At 30.5% G+C, this 23,658-nt stretch carries 26 protein-coding genes and 1 pseudogene; 20 read left to right on the top strand and 7 right to left on the bottom strand.

The features are described 5' to 3' along the window. Nucleotides 1-127: 127 nt before the first annotated feature. The 6 genes and pseudogenes from AJ930_RS10780 to AJ930_RS10700 all read right to left on the bottom strand — a co-directional run. Nucleotides 128-553, bottom strand: a pseudogene (locus AJ930_RS10780) (4Fe-4S dicluster domain-containing protein); the annotation flags it as partial. A gap of 26 nt (nucleotides 554-579) precedes the next feature. Beyond that, on the bottom strand, nucleotides 580-891 hold the full coding sequence (locus AJ930_RS10720; protein WP_261659536.1) for a molybdopterin dinucleotide binding domain-containing protein: 312 nt from the start codon (nucleotides 889-891) through the stop codon (nucleotides 580-582). A gap of 23 nt (nucleotides 892-914) precedes the next feature. After that, nucleotides 915-1,154 carry a hypothetical protein gene (locus tag AJ930_RS10715; RefSeq protein WP_070275257.1) on the bottom strand — a complete coding sequence of 80 codons (240 nt, stop codon included), beginning with the start codon at nucleotides 1,152-1,154 and terminating at the stop codon, nucleotides 915-917. Nucleotides 1,155-1,216: 62 nt separating this feature from the next. Continuing rightward, complete coding sequence (locus AJ930_RS10710) at nucleotides 1,217-1,663, bottom strand: molybdopterin-dependent oxidoreductase (RefSeq protein ID WP_261659535.1); 447 nt, start codon at nucleotides 1,661-1,663, stop codon at nucleotides 1,217-1,219. A 175-nt stretch (nucleotides 1,664-1,838) separates the two neighbouring features. After that, nucleotides 1,839-2,159, bottom strand: coding sequence for a molybdopterin-dependent oxidoreductase (locus tag AJ930_RS10705; protein WP_250493659.1), 321 nt, complete (start codon nucleotides 2,157-2,159; stop codon nucleotides 1,839-1,841). Between the two features lie 216 nt (nucleotides 2,160-2,375). Beyond that, nucleotides 2,376-2,525, bottom strand: a complete 150-nt coding sequence (locus AJ930_RS10700; RefSeq protein WP_261659534.1) for a hypothetical protein — start codon at nucleotides 2,523-2,525, stop codon at nucleotides 2,376-2,378. A gap of 335 nt (nucleotides 2,526-2,860) precedes the next feature. Here AJ930_RS10700 and AJ930_RS09300 point away from each other — a divergent pair, with 335 nt between their 5' ends. The 20 genes from AJ930_RS09300 to AJ930_RS09205 all read left to right on the top strand — a co-directional run bounded on the left by AJ930_RS09300 (nucleotide 2,861) and on the right by AJ930_RS09205 (nucleotide 23,361). Beyond that, nucleotides 2,861-4,396 carry an ABC transporter substrate-binding protein gene (locus tag AJ930_RS09300; RefSeq protein ID WP_070275255.1) on the top strand — a complete coding sequence of 512 codons (1,536 nt, stop codon included), beginning with the start codon at nucleotides 2,861-2,863 and terminating at the stop codon, nucleotides 4,394-4,396. Continuing rightward, the gene (locus tag AJ930_RS09295; RefSeq protein WP_052949819.1) at nucleotides 4,396-5,340 is read left to right on the top strand and encodes an ABC transporter permease; all 945 of its coding nucleotides are present in this window, start codon (nucleotides 4,396-4,398) and stop codon (nucleotides 5,338-5,340) included. The genes AJ930_RS09300 and AJ930_RS09295 overlap by 1 nt, the downstream gene beginning before the upstream one ends. Further along, a complete protein-coding gene (locus AJ930_RS09290) occupies nucleotides 5,327-6,121 on the top strand; it encodes an ABC transporter permease (protein ID WP_074487149.1) in 795 nt (264 codons plus the stop codon). Before AJ930_RS09295 ends, AJ930_RS09290 begins: the two co-directional genes overlap by 14 nt. Next, nucleotides 6,118-6,828 (top strand): ATP-binding cassette domain-containing protein, encoded by a 711-nt coding sequence (locus AJ930_RS09285; RefSeq protein ID WP_070275254.1) that lies wholly within the window; start codon nucleotides 6,118-6,120, stop codon nucleotides 6,826-6,828. The genes AJ930_RS09290 and AJ930_RS09285 overlap by 4 nt, the downstream gene beginning before the upstream one ends. Then, nucleotides 6,821-7,486, top strand: coding sequence for an ATP-binding cassette domain-containing protein (locus tag AJ930_RS09280; protein ID WP_002862218.1), 666 nt, complete (start codon nucleotides 6,821-6,823; stop codon nucleotides 7,484-7,486). The genes AJ930_RS09285 and AJ930_RS09280 overlap by 8 nt, the downstream gene beginning before the upstream one ends. 112 nt (nucleotides 7,487-7,598) lie before the next feature. Then, the gene (locus tag AJ930_RS09275) at nucleotides 7,599-7,988 is read left to right on the top strand and encodes an NAD(P)H-quinone oxidoreductase subunit 3 (protein ID WP_002824972.1); all 390 of its coding nucleotides are present in this window, start codon (nucleotides 7,599-7,601) and stop codon (nucleotides 7,986-7,988) included. Further along, nucleotides 7,970-8,473: a NuoB/complex I 20 kDa subunit family protein gene (locus AJ930_RS09270; RefSeq protein WP_002851253.1), complete on the top strand. Its 504-nt coding sequence runs from the start codon at nucleotides 7,970-7,972 to the stop codon at nucleotides 8,471-8,473. Before AJ930_RS09275 ends, AJ930_RS09270 begins: the two co-directional genes overlap by 19 nt. Next, complete coding sequence (locus AJ930_RS09265) at nucleotides 8,470-9,264, top strand: NADH-quinone oxidoreductase subunit C (RefSeq protein ID WP_083263173.1); 795 nt, start codon at nucleotides 8,470-8,472, stop codon at nucleotides 9,262-9,264. Before AJ930_RS09270 ends, AJ930_RS09265 begins: the two co-directional genes overlap by 4 nt. Before the next feature lies 1 nt (nucleotide 9,265). Further along, complete coding sequence (nuoD, locus tag AJ930_RS09260; protein WP_070275252.1) at nucleotides 9,266-10,492, top strand: NADH dehydrogenase (quinone) subunit D; 1,227 nt, start codon at nucleotides 9,266-9,268, stop codon at nucleotides 10,490-10,492. After that, on the top strand, nucleotides 10,489-10,716 hold the full coding sequence (locus AJ930_RS09255) for an NADH-ubiquinone oxidoreductase subunit E family protein (protein WP_002824979.1): 228 nt from the start codon (nucleotides 10,489-10,491) through the stop codon (nucleotides 10,714-10,716). Before nuoD ends, AJ930_RS09255 begins: the two co-directional genes overlap by 4 nt. Continuing rightward, on the top strand, nucleotides 10,713-11,405 hold the full coding sequence (locus AJ930_RS09250) for an NADH dehydrogenase (RefSeq protein ID WP_070275251.1): 693 nt from the start codon (nucleotides 10,713-10,715) through the stop codon (nucleotides 11,403-11,405). Before AJ930_RS09255 ends, AJ930_RS09250 begins: the two co-directional genes overlap by 4 nt. Beyond that, the gene (locus AJ930_RS09245; protein ID WP_070275250.1) at nucleotides 11,402-13,864 is read left to right on the top strand and encodes an NADH-quinone oxidoreductase subunit G; all 2,463 of its coding nucleotides are present in this window, start codon (nucleotides 11,402-11,404) and stop codon (nucleotides 13,862-13,864) included. Before AJ930_RS09250 ends, AJ930_RS09245 begins: the two co-directional genes overlap by 4 nt. Then, complete coding sequence (gene nuoH, locus AJ930_RS09240; RefSeq protein ID WP_044778692.1) at nucleotides 13,857-14,855, top strand: NADH-quinone oxidoreductase subunit NuoH; 999 nt, start codon at nucleotides 13,857-13,859, stop codon at nucleotides 14,853-14,855. The genes AJ930_RS09245 and nuoH overlap by 8 nt, the downstream gene beginning before the upstream one ends. A 9-nt stretch (nucleotides 14,856-14,864) precedes the next feature. Further along, on the top strand, nucleotides 14,865-15,491 hold the full coding sequence (gene nuoI / locus AJ930_RS09235) for an NADH-quinone oxidoreductase subunit NuoI (protein WP_070275249.1): 627 nt from the start codon (nucleotides 14,865-14,867) through the stop codon (nucleotides 15,489-15,491). An 11-nt stretch (nucleotides 15,492-15,502) separates the two neighbouring features. Beyond that, entirely contained in the window at nucleotides 15,503-16,021 is a 519-nt protein-coding gene (locus AJ930_RS09230) for an NADH-quinone oxidoreductase subunit J (RefSeq protein WP_002856161.1), read from the top strand. After that, entirely contained in the window at nucleotides 16,018-16,314 is a 297-nt protein-coding gene (nuoK, locus tag AJ930_RS09225; RefSeq protein WP_002851490.1) for an NADH-quinone oxidoreductase subunit NuoK, read from the top strand. Before AJ930_RS09230 ends, nuoK begins: the two co-directional genes overlap by 4 nt. Before the next feature lies 1 nt (nucleotide 16,315). Then, complete coding sequence (nuoL, locus tag AJ930_RS09220) at nucleotides 16,316-18,106, top strand: NADH-quinone oxidoreductase subunit L (protein WP_070239808.1); 1,791 nt, start codon at nucleotides 16,316-16,318, stop codon at nucleotides 18,104-18,106. A 1-nt stretch (nucleotide 18,107) separates the two neighbouring features. Next, nucleotides 18,108-19,595 (top strand): NADH-quinone oxidoreductase subunit M, encoded by a 1,488-nt coding sequence (locus tag AJ930_RS09215; protein ID WP_070275248.1) that lies wholly within the window; start codon nucleotides 18,108-18,110, stop codon nucleotides 19,593-19,595. Beyond that, nucleotides 19,585-20,973 (top strand): NADH-quinone oxidoreductase subunit N, encoded by a 1,389-nt coding sequence (locus AJ930_RS09210; protein ID WP_070275247.1) that lies wholly within the window; start codon nucleotides 19,585-19,587, stop codon nucleotides 20,971-20,973. The genes AJ930_RS09215 and AJ930_RS09210 overlap by 11 nt, the downstream gene beginning before the upstream one ends. Nucleotides 20,974-20,994: 21 nt before the next feature. Next, nucleotides 20,995-23,361 (top strand): tetratricopeptide repeat protein, encoded by a 2,367-nt coding sequence (locus tag AJ930_RS09205; protein ID WP_070275246.1) that lies wholly within the window; start codon nucleotides 20,995-20,997, stop codon nucleotides 23,359-23,361. Between the two features lie 42 nt (nucleotides 23,362-23,403). On the opposite strand, the gene AJ930_RS09200 is transcribed toward AJ930_RS09205, so the two are convergent. Continuing rightward, nucleotides 23,404-23,658, bottom strand: a 255-nt coding sequence (locus AJ930_RS09200; protein WP_032600453.1) for a methyl-accepting chemotaxis protein, incomplete at its 5' end; no start/stop codon positions are given.

Below are 23,658 nucleotides of genomic sequence, written 5' to 3'. Positions count from 1 at the left end.
TCCAGCCTATATGCCACTCATTGTTTGCATAAAAAACACCCATTCTATTTAATACATTAACAATGTGTATAATATCATTTAAATGAAAAAATGAAGGGATAAAAGCAACCACCATTGCAAATTCCTTTGGATTTTTACCTTCTTTTAATCTCTCATAACACCCATCGCATTTGCTCATATGACCACTTTCATGGTTAAATTGAGGTGCGCCATAAGGACATGCCATAGCACAAGCTTTGCAGCCTATACACATATTATCATCGATTGCTACTATGCCCCATTTATTTTCGTTGTTGCACCGGTTGGATAAGCTTTAAGACAAGATGGATTAGAACAATGATTGCAAGAAATAGAAGTGTAGTAAGCAACACTTTGCTCAAAACTTCCATCTTCTTTAGCTGTCCAATTTCCCCCTTCGGTCTCAAACACACGGCGAAAATTAACCCACAGGCATATTTTTATAATCCTTGCAAGAAAGTGAGCAAGTCCTACAGCCTACGCATTTGCTTTGATCTAGCATAAAACCAAATTGTGAATTTTCTTCTAATTTCATCTTTTTCTCCTTAAACTTTTGCAATTTCAACTAAAATAGAATTGTTGTCCATTTCCTTTAGAAATAGCAGTTGGTACTATACTTGCCAAAGAATTCACACAAGTTCCCACATCGATACCATTTTCATATTTTACCCATGCATCTTGTGGGGTTACTGCAAAACCTGGTATGATTCCTAAGTCATTTCTTACTTGCACCACATCGCCTGTTTTGATACTTCTTTGCTCTGCATCTATAATATTTATCCAAATTTCTTGAGGATTAGCTTCTCTAATTTGTGGAATTTCCCAAAAGCTAGAATGCGTTCTACCTTTGTAGTGATAGCCAAAAAATTGCAAAGGATGCTTTTGTTTTAATGGGTCTAAAATCCCTTCTCTTTGACTTTCAATATTTGTTGTCCTTCTTTTAATTTCCAAGTTTTTTGCATTTGTGCGAGTTTTGTGCTATAAATTTCTATCTTTCCGCTAGGAGTTTTTAAAGGATTATTGATAGGATCTTTTATAAAACTTTGTAATGCCACTACAGGTTTTACAGGCTCAAATTTTACAAGTCCTTTTTTCGCACATTTCTTCAAAACTAGACAAAAGTGGATTTTTTTCATACTTTCTTCATAAAGGTATTTTAGCCAATCTTTTTGCGTTCTTCCTTCGCTAAATTCTTTTTCTATGCCAAGTCTTTAGCAAGTTCAAGACACATTTCATAAATAGGTTTTACTTCACCAACTGGCTCGATAGCTTTTTGACAATAAATAATATAAGGCTTATTGCTATAATATCCTGCACTAGGTCTTATAAAATCTTCTTGCTCTAGCATAGTTGCATCAGGTAAGATATAATCAGCATAATTGTTTGACGGAGTTCTGGTTATATTAATATCTACTATACACTCACACAAATTCTCATCGCTTAAAATATCATACACTTCTTTAATAGTGCTGTGCTGATTTGTAAGGCAATTTCCTGCTGTATTGAAAATAAATTTAATATTTTGTTTTAATTGTGTTGTGCTACGTACCCCATCACTAATATCTGTCATTTCTTTTCCACGATAAATGGCATCTGTGAATAAAAAATAAGGAATAGAATCTTTTATTGGATTTTTAAAAGGCATATCCATTATATCATATGTTTTACTTGACCCTGTTCGACATTTGAATGTCTTTGCACTTCTCAACCTTGTTCTATAAAACAAGGCTTTATGGTGGTAATTTCTCTTGCAAGTTGAACTATGTGGTTTATAATCTTGCTAGCCTAATCAGGAGTTTTTTCTACTCCATCGTTTAGTCCTAAACATAGCTTTCATAGCTTGAGTTTTTGGCTGCATCTTGTGGCAGAGTATTTTCGCTAAAGCCTATGGTGTATTTATCAAGAAAAGTTTTATCAAGTAAATCTTCTTTTATCATCACATAAGTTAGCGCAGCAATCAAAGCTGCATCGGTTCCTGGTGCTATAGGTATCCACTCATCACAATGCCCTATCATAGAATCATTGTATCTTGGGTCAATGTGAATTATTTTACATCCACTTTCTTCTAAGGCTTTTTGATAAGCATAGCCTACTCCACCACCTCCCATTCTAGTTTCAACATGGTTTGCTCCAAAAAATATAGCTAATTTTGCAGAGCGTAAAGTATATATATCGCTAGCAGGAGATCCTCCATAGAAAAAACATAGTATTTGAAATTTGAGCCGTAGAATAAGAGTTGTGATAATTTAAATAACCACCATAAAGACTTCAAAGTCTAGCCCATGGACCTTGTGTACAGCGATTGATTATTGTTCCTGTTGCATAAATTATATAAAAGGCTTCATTATCAGTACTGATTATTTAATAATTCCATCTTGATTATGTACTTTTACAGGACATTTTTTTTCGCAATTTACATTACATCCAGCCCATTTGCTGATCAATTGAGGAGTTTTTAATAAATTTGTACTTAGACTTATAGGACTTAAGGTTAAGCCGCCAAACAAAGAACTTCATTTTAAAAAATCTCTACGATTTTGTTCCATGTTATCTCCTTGCATTTATATGACAAAAGTAATTGCGATTATAATACAAATAATAATTTTATTCAATTAAAATTAAGACTTTAAAACTCCTAAATATAGGCTTTATAATGAATTTTTCGTTTATGAATTTAACTTCAAAAAATAAAAATTTGAATAATATAATGATAAAAATTTATTAAAATAGTATTTAAATAGAAATTTATAACTAAAATATAACTTTATCCCCCGTATAGGCTTGCGAGTTGAGTTTTTTTGTTTTATAATTTTGTGCGTTATTAAAATAAAAAGGTTTTTTTATGTTGAGATTTTTAATTTCTGCAATGTTATTGTTTGTGAATTTAGAAGCGAAAATCCCAAAAGATACACTTATTATAGCAGTTGAAAATGAAATCACAAGGATAAATCCTGCTTATAGCGAGGATCATGATGCAGTGATTAATCTTGTATTTTCAGGGCTTACGCGTTTTGATGAAAATATGAGTTTAAAACCTGATTTGGCTAAGTCTTGGGATGTTAGTAAAGATGGGCTTATTTATGATATTTTTTTAAGAGATGATGTTTTATGGCATGATGGAGTCAAATTTGGTGCTGATGATGTGAAATTTAGTATAGAAGCCTTTAAAAATCCTAAAAACAATTCTTCTGTTTATGTCAATTTTGAAGACATTAAAAGTGTGGAAATTTTAAATCCTTCTCATGTAAAAATCACACTTTTTAAACCTTATCCCGCATTTTTAGATGCTTTAAGCATAGGAATGCTTCCTAAACATTTGCTTGAAAATGAGAATTTAAACACAAGCTCTTTTAATCAAAATCCTATAGGCACAGGTCCTTATAAATTTGTAAAATGGAAAAAAGGTGAATATGTTGAATTTAAAGCCAATGAACATTTTTATCTTGATAAGGTAAAAACTCCAAGACTTATTATAAAACACATTTTTGACCCTTCTATAGCTAATGCTGAGCTTAAAAATGGCAAGATAGACGCAGCTTTAATCGATGTTTCTTTGCTAAATCTTTTTAAAAATGATGAAAATTTTAGAATTTTACGTGAAAAATCGGCTGATTATCGGGCTTTAATGTTTAATTTTGATAATGAATGTTTAAAAGATTTAAAAGTAAGACAAGCCTTAAATTACGCAGTTGATAAAGAAAGTATAGTAAAAAATCTTTTGCATAATTATGCTTTTGTAGCCAATCACCCTTTAGAGCGTTCTTGGGCAAATTCTAAGAATTTTAAAATTTACAAATATGATCCCAAAAAAGCCAAGGACTTGCTTGTAAGTGCAGGTTTTAAGAAAAATAAAGATGGAAATTTTGAAAAAGATGGGAAAATTTTAGAATTTGAAATTTGGGTGATGAGTAATGATCCTTTAAGGGTAAGTTTAGCTGGAATTTTGCAAAGCGAATTTAGAAAAATAGGAGTTGTAAGCAAGGTGGTGGCTAAACCTGCTGGAAGTTTTGATTATTCTAAAGTAGATAGTTTTTTAATAGGCTGGGGAAGTCCTTTAGATCCTGATTTTCACACTTTTAGGGTATTTGAAAGTTCGCAAGATAGTGCTTTAAATGATGCGGGTTGGAATTTTGGACATTATCATGATAAAAAAGTGGATATAGCCTTGCAAAAAGCAAGAAATACTTCAAATTTGGAAGAGAGAAAAAAATATTATAAAGATTTTATAGATGCTTTGTATGAAAATCCCCCTTTTATCTTTTTAGCCTATCTTGATTTTGCTTTAGTTTATAATAAAGATTTAAAAGGTATCAAAGCAAGGACTTTAGGTCATCATGGAGTGGGTTTTACTTGGAATGTTTATGAGTGGAGTAAATAGTGCTAAAGCGCTTAGTTTTTAGTATTGTCGTAGCATTTTTTAGCACTTTTTTATGTTTTGTTTTGCTTTATTTTAGTAAAGGCAGTATAGCTTATGCTAATGGAGTTAATTCACAAAGTAAAGAATTTGTTCAAAGAATAGAACAAAATTTAGGGCTTGATAAGCCTTTGCTAGAGCAGTATAAAATTTGGCTTTTTAAGGCTTTAAAAGGAGATTTAGGGGTTTCTTTTTTAAGTGGAGAAAGTGTTTTAAAGCTTATAAAAGAAAGAATTTTTAATACTTTTATTTTGGGTTTTAGTGCCTTAATGCTTTTATTTTTACTCAGTGTTTTTTTGGCACTTTTAGGATATTACTATAAAGAAAGTTTTATAGATAAAATCATCACTTTTTTAGCTTTTAATTTTTTTGCTTTACCTCCTTTTGTTTTAGCTTTATTGTTTGTTTTAATTTTTGGAATTTTTTGGAAAATTTTGCCTGTTATGGGAAGTAGTGATATAGGCTTTGAAGATGATTTTTTAAATCGTTTAGAGCATTTGATTTTACCTGTTTTGGTGCTCGTTTTATCACATTTGGCGTTATTTTTAAGGATTGCTAGAAATTTTATCAATGAAAGTTTTTCTCAAATTTTTATTCAAAATTTATATGCTAGAGCTTTGAGAGAAAAAGATATTTATTTTTTAGTTTTGAAATATTCTTTAAGTCCTATTGTGGCTTATTTTGGGGGAAGTGCTTTAAGTTTTATGATGGGAACTTATGTGGTAGAAAGTGTCTTTGCTTACGAGGGGCTTGGGTCTTTACTTTTTAAAAGTATTATTTTTAAAGATTATCCTGTTGTGCTTGCGCTTATATTTTTTAGTGTTTTGCTTGCAGCATTTTTTACATTTTTAAGTGATATTGTAGCTAGGATTTTAAATCCTAGATTAAGAAGGCTTGATTTTGTTTAAATTTCTTATCATACTTGCGCCTTTAATTTTTTTGTTTTTATGCGCCTTATTCGCACCTTTTTTGACTCCTTTTGATATTTTAAGCACTCATTTAGAAAATTTGCATCAAGCTCCTAATTTTACTTATATTTTAGGGACTGATTTTTTAGGCAGGGATTTGTTTTCTCGTTTGCTTTTTGCTTTGAGAAATTCTTTGATTATAGGTGTTGGTGGATCTTTATTGTCTATTATTTTTGCTTTGTGTTATTTGTTTTTAGCACGATGTTTTTTTTATATTTTTTGGATGCGTATTTTAGAGTTTTTTTTAGCCTTGCCTGCTTTTTTACTTATGATGTTTTTTCAAAGCATGATAACTTCTGATGTGTTTTTGATGATTTTTTTAATCGCTTTAATTCATTGGTGTTTCATAGCAAGAATTATAGAAAGTGAATTAAAAAGACTTGAAAATTTAGATTTTTACAAAGCAAATATAGTGCTTGGAAGAACTAAATTTAGAGCTTTTTTTAAAGATTTAATACCCGCTTTAAAAACACTGATTTTTACACTTTTTATATTTAATATTGTTCATGCTATAGCCACAGAAGCTACTTTGAGTTTTTTTGGATTGGGCTTAGGATTTGAAATTCCAACTTTAGGTACTCTTTTGAGTGAGTCTTCAAAAGCAGTTTTTATAGGTGCTTGGTGGATGATACTTTTTCCACTTTTAAGCTTGCTTTTGTTGTTTTTACCTCTTTTATGGTTGGGTAATTTTTTACAAAAAATTTGGGGTATAAGATCTTGAAGGTAAGAAATTTAAATATCAGTTTGAAGAATAATTTATTGCTTAAGGATATTAATTTAGATATAAAAACAGGCAAAACTTTAATGATACTAGGACAAAGTGGAGTGGGTAAAAGCTTGCTAGGAAAAGCTTTGGTAAGACTTTTAGATTCTAACTTCACAATAAGTTTTGATGAATTAAGTTTTCATAATTCTTGTATTTTTAATTTTAACAAAGAAGAACTTAGAAATTTCCGTTCTAAGGTGGCACTTGTTTTGCAAGATGCAGAGCTTAGTCTTTATCCTTATTTGGATATTGGAAATTTATGTCATCTTGTTTTAAAAACTCATACAAAATTAAAACAAAAAGAAAGAAAAGATTACGCTTTTTCTTATTTTAAAAAATTAGGATTTGAAAATCTTGATCGTTTGTGGCATTCTTATGCTAATGAATTAAGTTTGGGTATGGCAAGAAGGGTGAGCCTAGCTTTGGCATTATTAAATCAACCCCAAATTTTAATTTGTGATGAAATCACAGCTTCTTTGGATAAAGAAAACGCTTCTAAGATTATATCGATTTTAGAAGAATTAAAAAATAACACAGCCTTAGTTTGCATCACTCATGATTTAAATTTGGTAAATTCTTTAGCAGATGAAATTCTTATGCTAGAAAAAAATAGTTCAAATTTATATAGCTTAGATGAGTTTTTAAGGTATTATAATGCTTAAAGTTTGTAATTTAAGTAAGTTTTATGAGCTTAAAAAGCATTGGTATTTAAAAAAAGAAAGACATATTATTTTTGATAATATCAATTTTTCTTTAAATAAAAATGACAATTTAATAATTTTAGGTAAAAGTGGTGCAGGTAAAAGTACATTAGCTAGAATTCTTTGTTTTTTAGAAGATCCAAGCGAGGGTGAGGTATGGTATGAAAATCTTAACTTACACAAGCTTGATAAAAACAAACAGAGACTTTTAAGAAAGCAAATTCAGTATTGCTTTCAAGATCAAAAAATGGCTTTAAACCCTTATAAAAAAATCAAAAATCTTATACAAGATGGTTTGGAAAATTTTAATTTACAAAAGAATGATGACTTGATTTTAGAATTTTTTGATTTTTTTAGTCTAAAAAAGCAAATTTTAGAACAAAAACCCTATGAGTTAAGCGGAGGAGAAGCCACGCGTGTAGGTCTTATCCGTGCTTTGATTTTAAATCCTAAATTGTTGATTTTAGATGAAATTACTTCAGCACTTGATATTAAAACTTCTAAAGAAATTTTAACTTTTTTATATGACTATCAGCAAAAAAATAATATTTCTTATATATTTATAACTCATCAAAGTGATCTTTTTTATAAATTTAATCATAAAAAATTAAAACTTTAAAAAATATTTTTTAATATAAGTTTCAATATAGAAAGTTTAGAGTAAAATAAAGAAAAGTGTAAATTTAATTTTTGTTGTGGAGTGATTAAAGTGCTTTAAAAAAGGAGAATAAATGTCTCATATAGATGCTTCGCATCCTTATTTTGGTATTTTTTTAATGCTAGTACTTGCTAGTGTTATTTTTTTTGGACTGGTTTTTTTAGCTTCAAAAATTGGTAATAATTTTGCCGCAAAAAATCGCAAAAAATTAGGACTTGGAATTTATGAATGTGGTCCTATTCCTGTTAAACAAGCTAACAAGATTAACTCTCAATTTTTCATCATCGCCTTAATCTTCATACTTTTGGATATAGAAGTTGTGTTTTTATTTCCTTGGGCTTTGATTTTTAAAGATTTAGGTTGGTTTGGGCTTTTAGAAGTTTTTGTTTTTATCGTACTTTTAGGAGTTGGATTTTTATATGCTTATAAAAAAGGAGCGTTTGCATGGCAGAGCATCAAGTAAATTATGCAAGTGGTTTGCCCGTCGTTTTAACTAGTGTTGATAAACTAGTTCAATGGGGTAGGAGTAATTCTTTATGGGCTTTATCTTATGGACTTGCCTGTTGTGCGATTGAGATGATGGCGGCCGGGGGTTCAAGATATGATTTTGATAGATTTGGAACGATTTTTAGAGCTTCACCACGCCATAGCGAAGTGATGATTATCGCAGGAACTTTGTGTAAAAAACACGCTGAATTTACAAGAAGACTTTACGATCAAATGCCTGATCCTAAATGGGTGATTTCTATGGGAAGTTGTGCCAATACAGGCGGTATGTTTAATACTTATTCTACGGTTCAAGGAGTGGATAGAATTATACCTGTAGATATTTATGTGCCAGGCTGTGCTCCACGCCCAGAAAGTTTTCAGTTTGCTTTGATGATTTTGCAAAAAAAGATCCGCAAAGAAAAAGCAAGTCGTAAGATCGCACCTAAAAGGTTGATATGATGAGAAAGTATAGCGATAAAAAAAATGCTCAAACTCAAAATTATTACAAAGATAGATTTTATCACGCGCCACACACTGTAAAATCTGATGTTAATGAAAGTGTTTTTAAAGATGATTTTGAAGTTTTAAAAACTCAAGTAGAAATTTTAAATTCCTTTGTAGAGCTTGATTTTTGGGTAATAGAAATTAAAAAAGAAGACAACGTTAAAACTTTGCAAATGCTTAAAACTTTAGGGTATTTAAGTTTTACAGAGGCAAGTGCTATTGATTTTGTAGCAGATAAAAATGGTTTTGAAGTGTTTTATCAGCTTTTAAATTTAGAAAAAAAATTAAGAGTGAGAATAAAAACTTTTGTAGGCGTAAAAGAGCGTTTGCAAAGCGTGGCTCATGTTTTTAAAGGGGCAGATTGGAGTGAGAGAGAAATTTATGATATGTTTGGAATTTTCATCATAAATCATCCCAATTTAAAACGCATTTTAATGCCTGATGATTGGTTTGGACATCCGCTTTTAAAAACTTATCCTTTAAAGGGTGATGAGTTTGCAAGATGGTATGAGATTGATAAAATTTTTGGTAAAGAATATCGTGAAGTAGTGGGTGAAGAACAAAGAGATTCTGGTTTTGTTGATGATAAAGATACGCTAAATTTTGCAAGACTTTATCATGAAGTGCCAAAAGGTGGTCAAAAGAAGGAAGTTTCCTTTAAACAAGAATATCAAGAAGATGAAGGCGTAGCTTTTGTAAAAAAAGTAAAACGTGATGAAGCAAAAATTTTAGAGAAAAGGCGTTAAAATGCAAATTCCTAGCAAGTTAAAACCTTATTATGAAAATATAGCTTTTGAGCAAGAAGACTCAAAAATGATTATCAATTTAGGCCCTCAACACCCTTCAGCACATGGAAATTTACGTCTTATTTTAGAACTTGATGGAGAGCAAGTTGTAAAAGCACGTCCTTGTATAGGTTATATGCATCGTGGTATGGAAAAAATGGCTGAAAATATGATTTATCAAGAATTTATTCCTACTACTGATAGAATGGATTATATCGCCGCTTCAGCGAATAATTATGCTTATTGTGCAGCGGTTGAAAAGCTTTGTGGTTTAGAGATTCCACGCCGTGCAGCAGTGATACGCATGATACTTTTAGAATTAAACCGTATCGCATCGCATTTACTTTGGCTTGCCACTCATGCGCTTGATATTGGTGCGATGAGTGTGTTTTTATACTGCTTTAGAGAACGTGAGTATGTTTTGGATTTGATAGAAAAGTATTGTGGTGCAAGGCTTACACATTCTTCTATGAGAATAGGCGGGGTTATGCTTGATTTACCTGAAAATTATTTAGAAGAAATGCTTGCATTTTGCGATAAATTTCCAAATGATTTAAAAGATTATGAATATCTTTTAGATGATAATAGAATTTGGCGTTTAAGAACTGAAAATGTAGGTGTGGTTACTAAAGAACAAGCCTTAAATTGGGGTTGTACAGGTGTGATGTTAAGAGGAAGTGGCATAAAATACGATATACGCAAAGAAGAGCCTTATTTGCTTTATAATGAAGTCGAATTTGGCGTGCCTTATGCTACGCAAGGGGATTCTTATGCAAGATATAAAGTTTATATGCAAGAATTTCGTGAAAGTTTAAAAATCCTTAGACAATGTGCCACGCTTTATAAAGATACTCCACCTGAAATTTTAGCTACGCATCCTGAGTATGTAAGTGCTTCAAAGGAACAAATTTTAACGCAGAATTATTCTTTAATGCAGCATTTTGTTTTAATCACTCAAGGTTTAAAACCCCCTAAAGGCGAAGTTTATGTGCCTACTGAAAGTCCAAAAGGTGAGCTTGGCTTTTTTATCTATAGTGATGGTACAGGAAGACCTTATCGTTTAAAGGCTAGAACGCCTAGTTATTGGCATTGTGCGTTTTTTGAAGAAATGCTTGTAGGTACTTATTTGGCTGATGTTGTAGCCATTATGGGTAATGTAAATATAGTTTTAGGTGAGATAGATCGATGAGAAGAGTAGATTTAAGAAAAAGCAAAGAGCTTTTTGAAGATTTAGCACAAATCATAAAAGAAGCAAAACAAGGCGAGGTTTTAGTGGTGCTTTTTGAAATCGGCGATTTTTCTCCTGTTGAAAAAAGTTTTTCTTTTGTAAAAGAACAAGGCTGTGAGCTTTTAAATTCTTTGAAATTTAATCAAGTGGATTGGACTATTGTTATAAAAAAGGAGAGGGTATGATTTATGATAATGCTCTTTGTTTTTTAGATATGCCAAGCCTTAAAAACAAAAATTTATGTGAAAAAATAGGTGTAAATAGCATTAATATTTCTTGTTTGGAAGATAAAAACTTAAAAGCTAAATTTTACAAATGCGAAATTGCAAGTTTGAGTTTTGTTTTAGCCTTGCTTTGTAAATTAAGCGATGAAGAGCATTTTTGCGATTTAGATGAGGGATATTTAAGTGCTGAATCTTGTTTTGGAGAGGAAGAAGCAGGTGAAGTGCTTGCTTTTTTAAAAGAGGCTAAGTATTTAATTATAGATAAAAATATCCATTCTTACAAAGATAGCGAAAATATCAAATATTTTTTGAATTTCTTAAGTGCAAAATATGAATTAAAGATTTTAGATAGCGATGAAGAAGAATGCGATTTTAAAAAGGCAAAATTAAACACCCTAAAAGAACTAGATAATTATGATGGTTTAGTGCTTTTTAGAGTAAATTTACAAGATAAAAATTTACATTGTTCAAAGCAATTTTTACAAATTGCAAAATGCAAAGATCAAAGTGAAGTTGAAATTTTGGCTAAAGATTTTAGTCTTAAAACCAAGCTTTGTTTAGATGAAAATTTACAAGGCACCATAGCTTTTTTAAATTATGAAAACAATGGTTTTGATTTTACTCCAATTCGCATAAAGGAAGCAAAATGACAATTAAGATTAATGGTATAGATTGCGCCTTTGAAGAAGGCGAATATATTTTAAATATAGCAAGAAGAAATGATATTTTTATCCCAGCGATTTGCTATCTTTCGGGCTGTAGTCCTACTTTGGCTTGTCGTATGTGTATGGTTGAAGCTGATGGTAAAAAAGTATATTCTTGCAATACTAAAGCAAAAGAGGGCATGGTTGTAGAAAGTGATTTGCAAAATCTTTGGGATGAAAGAAATGAGATCATGCAAACTTATTGTATCAATCATCCTTTAGAGTGTGGGGTTTGCGATAAATCAGGCGAGTGTGAATTGCAAAATTTCACTCATAAAAGCCGTGTAAATGTTCAAAAGCATTGGATTAAAGACACGCATAAACCGCATAAACATTGGGGAATGATTAATTACGATCCCGCGCTTTGCATAGTATGTGAGCGCTGCATTACAGTTTGTAAGGATAAAATCGGCGAAAGTGCTTTAAAAACCGTTCCTCGTGGCGGAGATAGTGTGGATAATAGCTTTAAAGAGAGCATGGGAAAAGATGCTTATGCGATTTGGACTAAATTTCAAAAAAGTTTGATAGGTCCTGCAAATGGCGACACGCTTGATTGTTCATTTTGTGGGGAATGTACAAGCGTATGCCCAACAGGAGCTTTGATAGGTTCGAAATTTCAATACACTTCAAATATTTGGGAACTTAAAAGAATCCCTGCTTCAAATCCGCATTCAAGCGATTGTGAGTTGATGTATTATGATATTAAGCAAAGTGGTATTAGCAATCAAAAAGAAAAAATTTATCGTGTGAGTAATGATTTTGCCTTTGCGAGTTTAAATAAGGCTGCAAGATTTGCTTTTGATACGCAAAATGAGGCAGATAAAGATGAAAAAGCCTTTAAAGAACTTGTGGAGCTTTTTGAGAAAAATGAAATTAAAAACATTAAATTTAATAGTTTTATTACCAATGAAGAAGCTTTGATTTTACAAAATTTAAAAAAGAAATTTAATCTTTCTTTGATCAATGAAGAAGCTTTGAAATTTAAAGAATTTTTACAAGAATTTATCGCTAATTCTGGCGAGTTTTATAGTGCTAATACTCAAGATATAACAAAAAGTGATTTTTTGGTTGTGGCTGGAATGCTTTTAAGATATGATGCTCCAACACTTAGCTATAAAATCAATAATGCTTTAGTGATGAATAAAGGCTCAGGGCTTTATTTTCATCCTATGCAAGATATGGGTATAGCAAAATATTCTAAAAATTTTATTTCACACATTCATAAAAGTGGCGATGAAGAGCAAATTTTATATTTTTTACTTCAAAAATTTAGCCAAGATGAAGGTATTAAAACTCATTTAGCAGAGTTTTTTGTTAGTGAAAATAAAGAAATAGAAGAAAGTATCAACGAAGAAGTTGTAGAACAAGTCATAGAAAAAGATGAAGAAGGTAATGAAATCCAAAAAGAAGTAAAAAAAGTCGTACCTAAAAAAGTAAAAAAAATCATAGAAGTACAACGCTCTGTTTTTGCTAAAAATTTAGGCATAGATGAAGATAAATTAGAAGATTTATTGCTCAAAAAAGTAAATTTTACTCTTGTTATAGGGAGTGATTTTTATTTTCATAAAAATGCCAAAAAACTTGCTAAATTACTTGCTTTGATCCAAAATACCACTCCTTTTAAAGTCTTTTTAAATCCTACGCATACTAATACCTTAGGTGTGGCTATGATTTGTGATTTGGATAAAAACACACAAGAAGGCAAGACTTTAGGCTACAATGAAAAAGGTGATTTTAGTTTTTCTTATGAAGAGCATGCAAATTTAGCTAGTGCGAGTTTAAATCAGCAAGAAGGAACTTTTTTAAATTATGATAAAAGAGTGGTGCCAACTAACGCTGCTTTAGAATTTAAGGGATATTTTTTAAATGATTTAGCTAATGCTTTAGGTTTTGATGAGGAATATACTATAAATTATACTAAGAGACTCCCTATAAATAAAGGTTTTTCTCCGATTGATTTTGATCATTTAGACAATTTTTATACCAATGCAGGCGATTGTAAAAGGGGATATGAGCTTAATTTAGAATGTTTTAAACAAGTTGCTAAAAAAGAATTCGTCTCTCCAAATTTTGAAAATTTAAACCTAAAAGAAGATGAAATTTTGCTTTATAGCGCTAATCCTAGCTATCAATTTGGTAGATTTTCAAATCGTGCTAGTGCGATTAATGAGGTGATTTTTTTAGGCGTAAGTGAAAATTTAGCTAAAGAGAAAAATTTAAAAGATAAAGATCTTGTAAAACTTAAAATAAAAGATAAAGAATTAAGCCTTAGTGTGCGTGTGGATAAGGATATAAAAAATGGAGCTTTCTTGCCGTATTTTGATGAAAAACTTGACACGCTAAGCTTTTTTGATGAAAGATTTGTTGTGGCGAATTTAGAAAAATTAGGAGCAAACCATGAGTGATTTTGCTTTTTTTGCTTTAGAGACTTTGATTAAATGTATTATTATCATTGCAATATTTGCGAGTTTAGCAGGTCTTGCAACTTATGCTGAAAGAAAGGTTTTAGCTTATTTTCAAAGACGCATAGGGCCTGATATGGTAGGGCCTTTTGGGCTTATTCAACTTGTAGCTGATATGATAAAACTTTTTACTAAAGAAGATATAATCCCTTCAAATTCGCAAAAATTTATTTTTGCTATAGCACCTTTGATTTCTGCTATTTGTGCTTTTGTTTCTTTAGCAGCTATTCCTATGCTACCTGAATTTACTTTATTTGGAAGGGTGATTCAGCCTATAGTGGCAGATATCAATGTAGCTTTGCTTTTTGTCATCGGTACTTCAGGGCTTTGCTTTTATGCGGTGTTTTTGGGTGGACTTGCAAGTAATAATAAATGGTCGATTTTAGGGGCTGCAAGAGGGCTTGTAGCGATTATTTCCTATGAAAGCGTAGGAGTTTTGGCTTTGATTGCTATTGTAATGCTTGTAGGTTCTTTTTCTTTGGTGGATATTAACAATTATCAAAGTGATGGATTTTTTTCTTGGCTTATTTTTAAACAGCCCTTGGCTTTTGTGCTTTTTATAATTGCTTTATTTATAGAGACCAATAGAACTCCGCTTTGTTTGACGGAAAATGATGCTGAAATTGTAGCGGGTTATGGAACGGAGTATTCGGGTTTAAGATGGGGTATGTTTTTCATAGGTGAATATGCTTCTATGATAGCTGGAGCTATTTTGGTAACTCTTTTGTTTTTAGGGGGTTTTAATAGCTTTTGGATTATTCCTGGTTGGATTATGATGATAGTAAAATCAAGTTTTATTTTCTTTTGGTATTTTTGGGCAAGAGCTGCTTTTCCGCAATTGCGTCCAGATCAAGTGATGAAAATGTGCTATTTGATCTTAATCCCTTTAGCGGTTTTAAACCTTTTAATCACTGCTTTGGCAGTTCTTTTATAGGAGTTTAATATGAAAAATTATTATTTAGTGGATGAGAAAAGAAAAACTCCTGTTAGCGCTTGGGAGAAAATTTCACAAGCTTTGCGTAGAAGCGTTAAACTAGAGCTTTTTATAGGGCTTTTTGTGATGATGAGAGAATTGCTTAAGAGAAATAATAGCGCTACGATTAAATATCCTTTTGAAAAGGTAAAACTTGACAATCGTTACCGTGCTGTTCATCGTTTGATGCGTTTTATAGAAAGCGAAAACGAAAGATGTATAGGTTGTGGGCTTTGCGAAAAAATTTGCATTAGCAATTGTATTAGAATGGAAACTTCTTTAGATGAAAATGGGCGTAAAAAAGTAGGAAATTATAGTATTAATTTAGGGCGTTGCATTTATTGTGGTTTTTGTGCTGAGGTTTGCCCTGAACTTGCTATAGTGCATGGAACAGAGTATGAAAATGCAGCTGAGCAAAGGTCTTATTTTGGCTATAAGCAAGATTTTTTAACTCCTATTGATAAGCTTAAAAATCAAGTTGAATTTGAAGGAGCGGGAAGCCTTAGAAAAGATGCTGATTTATTGGTGGTAAAAACACCAAATTATTACGATGTGATGCAAGAAAGAGCCTTAGAAAATCAAAATACACAAGAGTAAGGAGAAAATAAATGATAGAAAATTTGGCTTTTGTATTTTTTAGTGTAGTGGTTTTAGGCTTTTTTGGCATTGCGGTTTTAAGTAAAAATATGCTTTATTCTCTTTCGGCTTTAGCGGGTGGAATGGTGTTTTTATCGGGATTTTATTTTTTACTTGATGCAGAGTTTTTAGGCGTGATACAAATTATTGTTTATAGTGGAGCTGTGCTTGGACTTTATAGTTTCGCGATGATGTTTTTTGATGCTTCTAAAGAATTTAAAGAACAACTTAAAGCTAAAAAAAGTTTTTTTACTTTGGTAGTTTTAAGTGCAATTTTACTTTTGGCCATGCTTATAGGTTTTAAATACCAAAATATCAGCACGGATTTGCCTTTAAATGATCCTGCTTTGTTTGATTTTAATAAACAACTGGCTTTAGCGATTTTTTCAAAATATCTTTTAGCTTTTGAATTTATAGCTATTTTGCTTTTGATTGCTTTAGTTTGTGCTATCACTCTTACTCATAAAGAGCTTACAAAGGAAAAACAATGATAGAAAAGTATTTTTTTGTCGCTATTTTAATGTTTGTTATAGGGCTTGTAGGGATTTTAAAAAGACAAAATCTCATTATGCTTTTTATTTCGAGTGAAATTTTATTAAATAGTGCTAATTTAGCCTTGGTAGCAGCTTCTAAAATGCACAATGATTTAAATGGACAGGTTTTTGCACTTTTTATCATGGGTGTAGCGGCTTGTGAAGTAGCTGTTGGTGTAGCTTTGTGTGTGCTTTGGTATAGAAGAAAAGGCACTTTAGAGTTAAAAAGTTTAAAAGAAGTGGAGGCTTAGTATGCAAAATTTGGCTTTGATTTCTCTTTTTAGTCCTTTTATAGCTTTTTTGTTTGCAAGTTGTTTTGCTTTGAGTGAGAAAAAACAATTTGTAGGGATAATTTGTTCACTTTTAGTAGCTTTGAGTGCTTTTTGTTCTTTGTATTTGCTTTTTTGCAATGAAGCTTTTAATGTGAGTTTGTTTGAATGGTTTGCTGGAGTAAATTTTGGATTTGATATAGATGCCATTTCGCTTACTATGATGAGTGTTGTAGGTATTGTAGCTACTTGTGTGCATTTTTATAGTATTTTTTATATGGCTCATGATGAAGGTTTTAATAAATTTTTTGCTTATTTAGGACTTTTTGTCTTTTCTATGCTTTTTTTAGTTATGAGTGATAATTTCTTAGGACTTTTTGTAGGTTGGGAAGGCGTTGGGCTTTGCTCTTGGTTGCTTATAGGTTTTTGGTATAAAAATGATACTTATTCTTTTGCGGCTAATGAAGCCTTTATTATGAATCGTATTGCGGATTTGGGTATGCTTTTAGGAATTTTTTGGCTTTATTTACAAGCAGGAACTTTAAAATATGATGAAGTTTTTTCCATGGCACAAAGCCTAGATCGCAACGCTTTGATCTTAATCGCAACTTGTTTATTTATAGGGGCTATGGGAAAATCTGCACAATTTCCTTTTCACACTTGGCTTGCTGATGCTATGGCAGGGCCAACTCCTGTTTCTGCATTAATCCATGCAGCAACCATGGTAACAGCGGGGGTTTATTTGGTAATTCGTGCGAGCACGCTTTATGATTTAGTTCCTGAGGTTTCTTATATTATTGCCTTACTTGGAGCTTTTGTAGCGATTTTTGCAGCTTCTATGGCTTTGGTGGCTAGGGATTTAAAACGCATTATTGCTTATTCTACCTTATCGCAACTTGGATATATGTTTGTAGCTGCAGGACTTGGGGCTTATGGTATAGCTTTATTTCACTTAGCTACACATGCTTTTTTTAAATCTTTACTTTTTTTAGGTGCTGGAAATGTAATGCATGCTATGAATGATAAATTAGACATTAAAAAAATGGGTGGACTTTTTAAACCTTTAAAATTTACAGCTATTTTGATGTGTATAGGATCTTTAGCTTTAGCAGGAATTTATCCTTTTGCAGGATTTTTCTCTAAAGATTTGATTTTAGGATATTCTTTCATTTCTTTTCACCATGGTATTTTTTTGGTGCTTTTAATCGCAGCTTTTTTAACAGCATTTTATAGCTTTAGACTTTTAATGTTGGTATTTTTTACCCCTGCAAGACATGATGAACATCCACATGAAGCAAGTAAAATCGCACTTTTAGCTATGAGTCCTTTGATGGTTTTAGCTATTATTGCAGGATTTTTTGAACATAGTTTTTTTGAATATTTAAGCACAAAATTAGTTTTTATCGATGCGCAAAATCAAATTGTAATGATTAGTGCGAGTGTAGTAGCTATTTTGGGTGTAATTTTGGCTATTTTTGCTTATAAAAATTCTTGGTTTAAAGAAAGTATTGAAGAAAATAAAATTCACAAACTTTTAAGTAATGATTATTTTATTCCTAAATTCTATCATCAATTTATTGTTTCAAAATATGAAAGTTTATGTGCGATTTTAAAGCATTGTGATCTTTATATTTTTGATAGAATAGTTGAAAAAATTGCTTTGTATTCTCAAATTATTTCACAAAAAATGATTATGCCAAACAGTTTAAACTTAATGCTTAGATTTTTGGTGGCAGCTTTTGTGATTTTGTTGATTTTGGTATGGATGGTGTAAAATGCTAAATTATTTGATATTTTTTCCTTTAATTTCTGCTTTTGTAGTTTTGCTTTTAAATCGCGGAGGCGTTAAGGTTTTTAGCGTTGTTGTAAGTTTTATAATTTTGGCTTTAAATTTGGATATTTTTGCGGATTTTTTACAAGGGGCAAGCTTTGATTATAATCTCTCTTTTAAAATTTTGAAATTTTTTAGCTTTCATGTAGGAGTAGACAGTATTGCACTTGTGTTGATGCTTTTAAGTTCTTTGATGATATTTTTAAGCTTTTTATTTTTAAAGCTGGAACAAAAAGCACTTGTATCTTGTATATTCTTTTTAGAATTTGCCATTATGGGACTTTTTAGCGCAAAAGATGGTTTGTTATTTTATGTTTTTTGGGAATTTTCTCTTTTGCCTTTGCTTTATATTATGGGAGTTTATGGTAAAGATTTTAGAGCAGGGGTGAAATTTTTTATCTATGCTTTTGCGGGTTCAATTTTAATGCTTGTAGCATTGATTTATCAAGCTTATTTAAATTATCAACTTTTAAATATTTTCACTTTTGACTTGGAAATTTGGAAAAATAATGCCTCAGCAGTAAATTTCACAGAGCAACTTTTACTTTTTGGAGCATTTTTTATCGCTTTTGCTATCAAAGCTCCTTTATTTCCACTTCATACTTGGGCACCTAAGGTTTATGCAAATTCGCCTGTGCTTGTTTCTGTAATGCTTGTAGTTTTTAAAATGGCTCCTTTTGGATTTTTACTTTTTTGTTTACCACTTTTTCCAGATGCGAGTGTGTATTTTATGCCTTTAATTGTAGCTTTATGTATAGTGAGTATCGTTTATAATGCTTTAATTGCTTATAGAGCAGAAAATATTAAAGAATTGATCGCTTATAGTTCTATTTCACATCTTGGTGTGATGATTTTGGGAATTTTTTCTTTAAATGCTTTAGGTATTAGTGGTGCGGTTTTTTATATGTTTGCACACGGTATTGTAACAGGATCTTTATTTTTAATGGTTGAACTTTTATATCAAAGATATCATACTTATGATATTTCTTTTTACCATTCTTTGGCCAAAAAAGCACCTTTATTTTCAATTTTCTTTATGCTAATTTTACTTGCGAGTGTTTCTTTGCCTTTAACTGTTTCTTTTGTGGGAGAGTTTTTAATTCTTTTAGGTATAGCAAAGATTAATTTATTTTACGCTTTGTTGGCAGGTTTGGTGATTATTTTAGGAGCGATTTATATGTTCGCAGTATTTAGAAAAATATTTTTCATGCAAAAACAAAGCTTTATAGAGGGTTTTTCTTTACGCTTTAGAGAAATAGTAGCGCTTGTGTGTATTGTAGTAATGATTTTTGGACTAGGGCTTATGCCAAATATACTTTTAAAGCCGATACAAAAAGATGTGGATAATCTTATAAAAACAATGAATATTAGAGCTGTGGAGCAAAATACTTTAGATTTTTTATCTAAAATAGGAGAGGCAAATGTTAAATAATTTTTTAAATTTAGAACTTTTAAATATAAGCTTATCTTATCCATTTTTATTTTTAATTACAACCGCAATAGTTCTTTTGCTTTGCTCTGGTTTTTGGAAATTTCATCGATCGTTTTATATTGGCATAAGTTCTTTATCTTTAATTGTAAGTGCTTTTTTGATTTTAAATAATGCAAATGCTCAAGGTTTAGAAGCAAAAGCTTTTTTGGCTACTTTAAATAATGATATTGTTTCATTTTATGCTTCTTTGGTGATTTTGTGTTTTTCATTTTTATATCTTTTAATGCAAAAAGAAGAAAATCAAGGTGAATTTTATGCTTTATTTTTATTTATGATTGCATCTTTGCTTTTGATGGTTTCAAGCTCAAATTTAGTACTTATTTTTATAGGACTTGAAAGTTCTTCTTTAGCACTTTATACTTTAATAGCAATGCGTGGAAGTAATAATGCTATTTCAAGTGCAATAAAATACTTTAGTGTAGCGGCTGTAGGAGCTGGGTTTTTTGTTATGGCTGTAGCTTTTATTTATTTAAAAACAGGAACTTTAGATTTATCTGCTAATTTAGCGTTAAAAAATGAGTTTCAAAAAGATCCCATGCTTTTGGGTGCTGGAGTGATGATTTTCGTTCTTTGTGCAATTAAGCTTTCTTTGGCGCCTTTTCATTTTTGGCTTAAAGACGTGTATTATGCAGCACATACAAATTTGGTTGCTTTTATTTCAGTTGTGCCAAAAGTTGCCATGTTGGTTGTGGTTATTCGTTTGTTTGATTTTTTAAATAATACAGGTTTTGAATATATCATAATAGTTCTAGCGATTTTTTCTATGCTTATAGGTGCTTTTGCGGCTCTAAGTCAAAACAATATCAAAAAAATGTTTGCTTATAGTTCTGTAATGCATTCTTCTTTGGTTTTGGTGGCTTGTATTCCTTTATTAAAAGAACAAAATTTTGATGGAATTTTGCTTGCTATTTTTGGATATTGGACTTTATTTGCTTTTGCAAATTATGCTGTATTTATGATTTTAAGCAATTATGAGAATAATTCTTATGAGAGTTTAAATGGACTTTTGGTTAAAAAACCTTTAATTGCTTTTTGTTTGAGCATTAGTGTGCTTTCTTTAGCAGGTGTCCCGCCTTTTGGAGTATTTTGGGGTAAATTTATGATTTTAAATACAGCAATTTTAAATGGATATTGGTATTTGGCACTTTTTGTGGCTTTATCTTCTGTTATTATGCTTTATGCGTATTTAAAGATTTTAATTCATGCTTTATTTATGAAAAATGATAGGGTTCATAATATTAAGTTTAGTTTTATACAAAATTTTATTTTAGCTTTTTGTGTTTGTATAAGCACTTTTGCTATATTGTTAATGTTATAAGAGTTTTGCTATAATTATTTTATGAGAATATTATTTTTAATTTTATTAAGTTTTTTAAATGCTTTTGCTTTTGAGCTTGTTTTAAACACGGGTCGCGAAAATAATCAAGCTTTTGCAGTTTTACATGCGAGTAATGATTTAGAATTTACATGTCAAAAATTTATTACCGAATCAAAAGTTCATTTTGAATGTGATATTGCAGGTATGGTTGATAATAAATTAAAAGATCAGAGTTTTTCTGCTTTTGATTTAAAATTTATACAAGAAGCTCAAAAAATTAAAATGATCATTTTGCCAAAAATACAAGCAAAAATGTTTGACACTTCTCAAAATATTTATATAGATAAAGAACTTAGTTCATCAAGTTCGCATAAAAGTAAGGCTTTTACTTTTATTTTTGCACCAGAGCTAGCACCTATTAAAGACTATGATGGACTTGATTTTAATATCAATTTTCCACACGAGAGCTTGCCTTATGTTGGAGCTTTGGATTTAAATTCTGATCCTGTTGTCATCCCTCAAAGTGCAGATATTAATACTTATTTACGCATCAAAAAAGAATACGATAAGGCTAATTATAGTCAGGTTGCTATTGATGCTCAAAATGCTATCAATAGATATCGTGGCAGTATTTTTACTAGTGAATTTATACTATATAAATTAAGAGCTCAAAATAAACTTTATACCCAAGATCCGAGCATGCGTGATCAACAAATTTTAGAAAAGATGATTGATGATGCTAAAAATTGGACGCGTACTTTTACAAGTGATAAAAATTTTTCAGAAGTTTTACATATAATGTTAAGAACTTATATCGCTTTAGCTCAGCGTGCTGATGTAGAATATACAATGTCGATTTTGGATAATGAACAACCTAATAGTTATTTTACTCAGTTATCAAAACTTGATTATGCAGACTATATTTATAATTTAAATGAAAAAGAAAAAGCTGTAAATATTTATGAAAATACTTATTTTAATACAAAAAATTTAGATTTAGCTGCAAGAGCAGCTATGAGTTTGGCAAAGAATTTGCTTTCAAATGGGCAAGTAAATAAAGCTATAGAGTATATTAACACTATTTTAAAAGCCAATCCTGAATATTTTGGAAAAGATATTCCAAGATCTTTAGAACTTGCTAAATTATTTAATCAAAAAGGACAATTTGATATAAGTGCAAGTATTTATGAAGATGCCTTTGCTAAAATGTCCAAACTTGATCCAAGTTATGAAGAAACTTTAAAAGATTTAGCCTTAGTTTTATCACATACTAACAGATCTAGTGATGCTAAAAAATACCTTGATTTGTATATGGATGATTATTTAGATGGTAGGTATTTAGATGAAATCAAAAAAGCAAGTGATGAGGTATTCTTTGCTTTAGGTGATAATAATGCAAGCTTTTTGCATCAGCGTTATACAGATTTAATGAAGCAATATGCAAATAAAGATGAGAATATTGCAAATAAAGCTTTAGATGAAGATGTTGCACTTTATTATAAAGAGGGAAATTTTAGTGCGATTTTAGCTTATAAAGATCTTATAGAAAGTAAAAAAATTCCAAATGCTACTCAATTTTTAGAGAAAGCAGCTGTTAATGATTTAAAAAATGCGATAAAAGCTGATAATTGTATCAATGCTGCAAATATTTTTATGCGTTTTAGCGCTTATGATATAGGTCAGAAAATTGATAATAAAAAACAAATGTTAGCTTGTCTTATCAGAACTTCTAATGTTGAACAAGCACTTGATTATATAAATAAAAATTATAGCGAAGATTCTATATTTTATGGTCTTCAAAAAGCATCTATTCTTTTTGATAATAAACAATATCCTCAGGTGATTAAAATTTCTAAAGATATAGCTAATTCTAGAATTTTAAAAAGCGATGATGAGAATTTTAAGGCTTATTATTTGCAATTTTTGTCTTTGTTGCGTTTAAATGACTACAATCAAGCCATTAAAATTTTGCAAATTTTAGAAAGTTTTCCAATGAATTTTAGTATGGTAGAAGTCTATGATGCTTTACTTTCTTATGCTAATGATCATAATATGCAAACAACTATTTTAACTTACGCACCTAAGGCCATTGACTATCAAAATTTTAAAGGTATAAATCTTTTTAGTCCTAATTTAGAATTTATGTATCTTGATGCTTTGGCTAAAATCAATAAAAATGAAGAAAGTTTAGCTGTTTTAACAGATTTGCTTAAATTAAAACTTTCAGATGAAGATAGAGCAAGAGCTTTATATATCCAAGCTTTAACTTATGAAAGAATGCAAAATATACAAGCTGAAAAAGAAAGTTTAAAACAATGTCTTGAAATCAAAAGTGTTTCAAATTGGCAGAATTTATGTAAGAGTAAAAATCAAATTTTAAATCAATAAGTAAATTTAGAGATAACTAGCTTTTTAGCTAGTTATCTAAGGTTAAAACCTCTTCTTCTTAACATCTTCTAAGATATTATTAGCTATATCACTTACTGTACTAGAAATAATAGCTGATTCATTAGCAATTTCAACATTATCTTTAGTAGTTTGATCAATTTGTGCTACGCTATCATTGATTTGAGTAATACCTGCAGTTTGTTCTTTAATACTTTCTGCCATATCATTGATAGATTGAACAAGTAAATTAGTATTAGCTTCTATTTCAGATAAAGACTTTTGAGTTCTCTCAGCTAG

The sequence above is a fragment of the Campylobacter sp. BCW_6871 genome (assembly GCF_001762325.1).
GTDB classification, from domain to species: domain Bacteria; phylum Campylobacterota; class Campylobacteria; order Campylobacterales; family Campylobacteraceae; genus Campylobacter_D; species Campylobacter_D jejuni.
This window is presented reverse-complemented; position numbering and strand designations above follow the sequence as displayed.

Bases quoted from the DNA above. Each gene is read 5' to 3' on its own strand.
- AJ930_RS10710 (WP_261659535.1), bottom strand. From the start codon at position 1,663: ATGCCTTTTAAAAATCCAATAAAAGATTCTATTCCTTATTTTTTATTC.
- AJ930_RS09210 (WP_070275247.1), top strand. From the start codon at position 19,585: ATGTTAAATAATTTTTTAAATTTAGAACTTTTAAATATAAGCTTATCT.
- nuoD (WP_070275252.1), top strand. From the start codon at position 9,266: ATGCAAATTCCTAGCAAGTTAAAACCTTATTATGAAAATATAGCTTTT.
- AJ930_RS09250 (WP_070275251.1), top strand. From the start codon at position 10,713: ATGATTTATGATAATGCTCTTTGTTTTTTAGATATGCCAAGCCTTAAA.
- AJ930_RS09255 (WP_002824979.1), top strand. From the start codon at position 10,489: ATGAGAAGAGTAGATTTAAGAAAAAGCAAAGAGCTTTTTGAAGATTTA.
- nuoI (WP_070275249.1), top strand. From the start codon at position 14,865: ATGAAAAATTATTATTTAGTGGATGAGAAAAGAAAAACTCCTGTTAGC.
- AJ930_RS09245 (WP_070275250.1), top strand. From the start codon at position 11,402: ATGACAATTAAGATTAATGGTATAGATTGCGCCTTTGAAGAAGGCGAA.
- AJ930_RS09230 (WP_002856161.1), top strand. From the start codon at position 15,503: ATGATAGAAAATTTGGCTTTTGTATTTTTTAGTGTAGTGGTTTTAGGC.
- AJ930_RS09275 (WP_002824972.1), top strand. From the start codon at position 7,599: ATGTCTCATATAGATGCTTCGCATCCTTATTTTGGTATTTTTTTAATG.
- nuoK (WP_002851490.1), top strand. From the start codon at position 16,018: ATGATAGAAAAGTATTTTTTTGTCGCTATTTTAATGTTTGTTATAGGG.
- AJ930_RS09300 (WP_070275255.1), top strand. From the start codon at position 2,861: ATGTTGAGATTTTTAATTTCTGCAATGTTATTGTTTGTGAATTTAGAA.
- AJ930_RS10715 (WP_070275257.1), bottom strand. From the start codon at position 1,154: ATGAAAAAAATCCACTTTTGTCTAGTTTTGAAGAAATGTGCGAAAAAA.
- nuoL (WP_070239808.1), top strand. From the start codon at position 16,316: ATGCAAAATTTGGCTTTGATTTCTCTTTTTAGTCCTTTTATAGCTTTT.
- AJ930_RS09215 (WP_070275248.1), top strand. From the start codon at position 18,108: ATGCTAAATTATTTGATATTTTTTCCTTTAATTTCTGCTTTTGTAGTT.
- AJ930_RS09280 (WP_002862218.1), top strand. From the start codon at position 6,821: ATGCTTAAAGTTTGTAATTTAAGTAAGTTTTATGAGCTTAAAAAGCAT.
- AJ930_RS09205 (WP_070275246.1), top strand. From the start codon at position 20,995: ATGAGAATATTATTTTTAATTTTATTAAGTTTTTTAAATGCTTTTGCT.
- nuoH (WP_044778692.1), top strand. From the start codon at position 13,857: ATGAGTGATTTTGCTTTTTTTGCTTTAGAGACTTTGATTAAATGTATT.
- AJ930_RS09270 (WP_002851253.1), top strand. From the start codon at position 7,970: ATGGCAGAGCATCAAGTAAATTATGCAAGTGGTTTGCCCGTCGTTTTA.
- AJ930_RS09265 (WP_083263173.1), top strand. From the start codon at position 8,470: ATGATGAGAAAGTATAGCGATAAAAAAAATGCTCAAACTCAAAATTAT.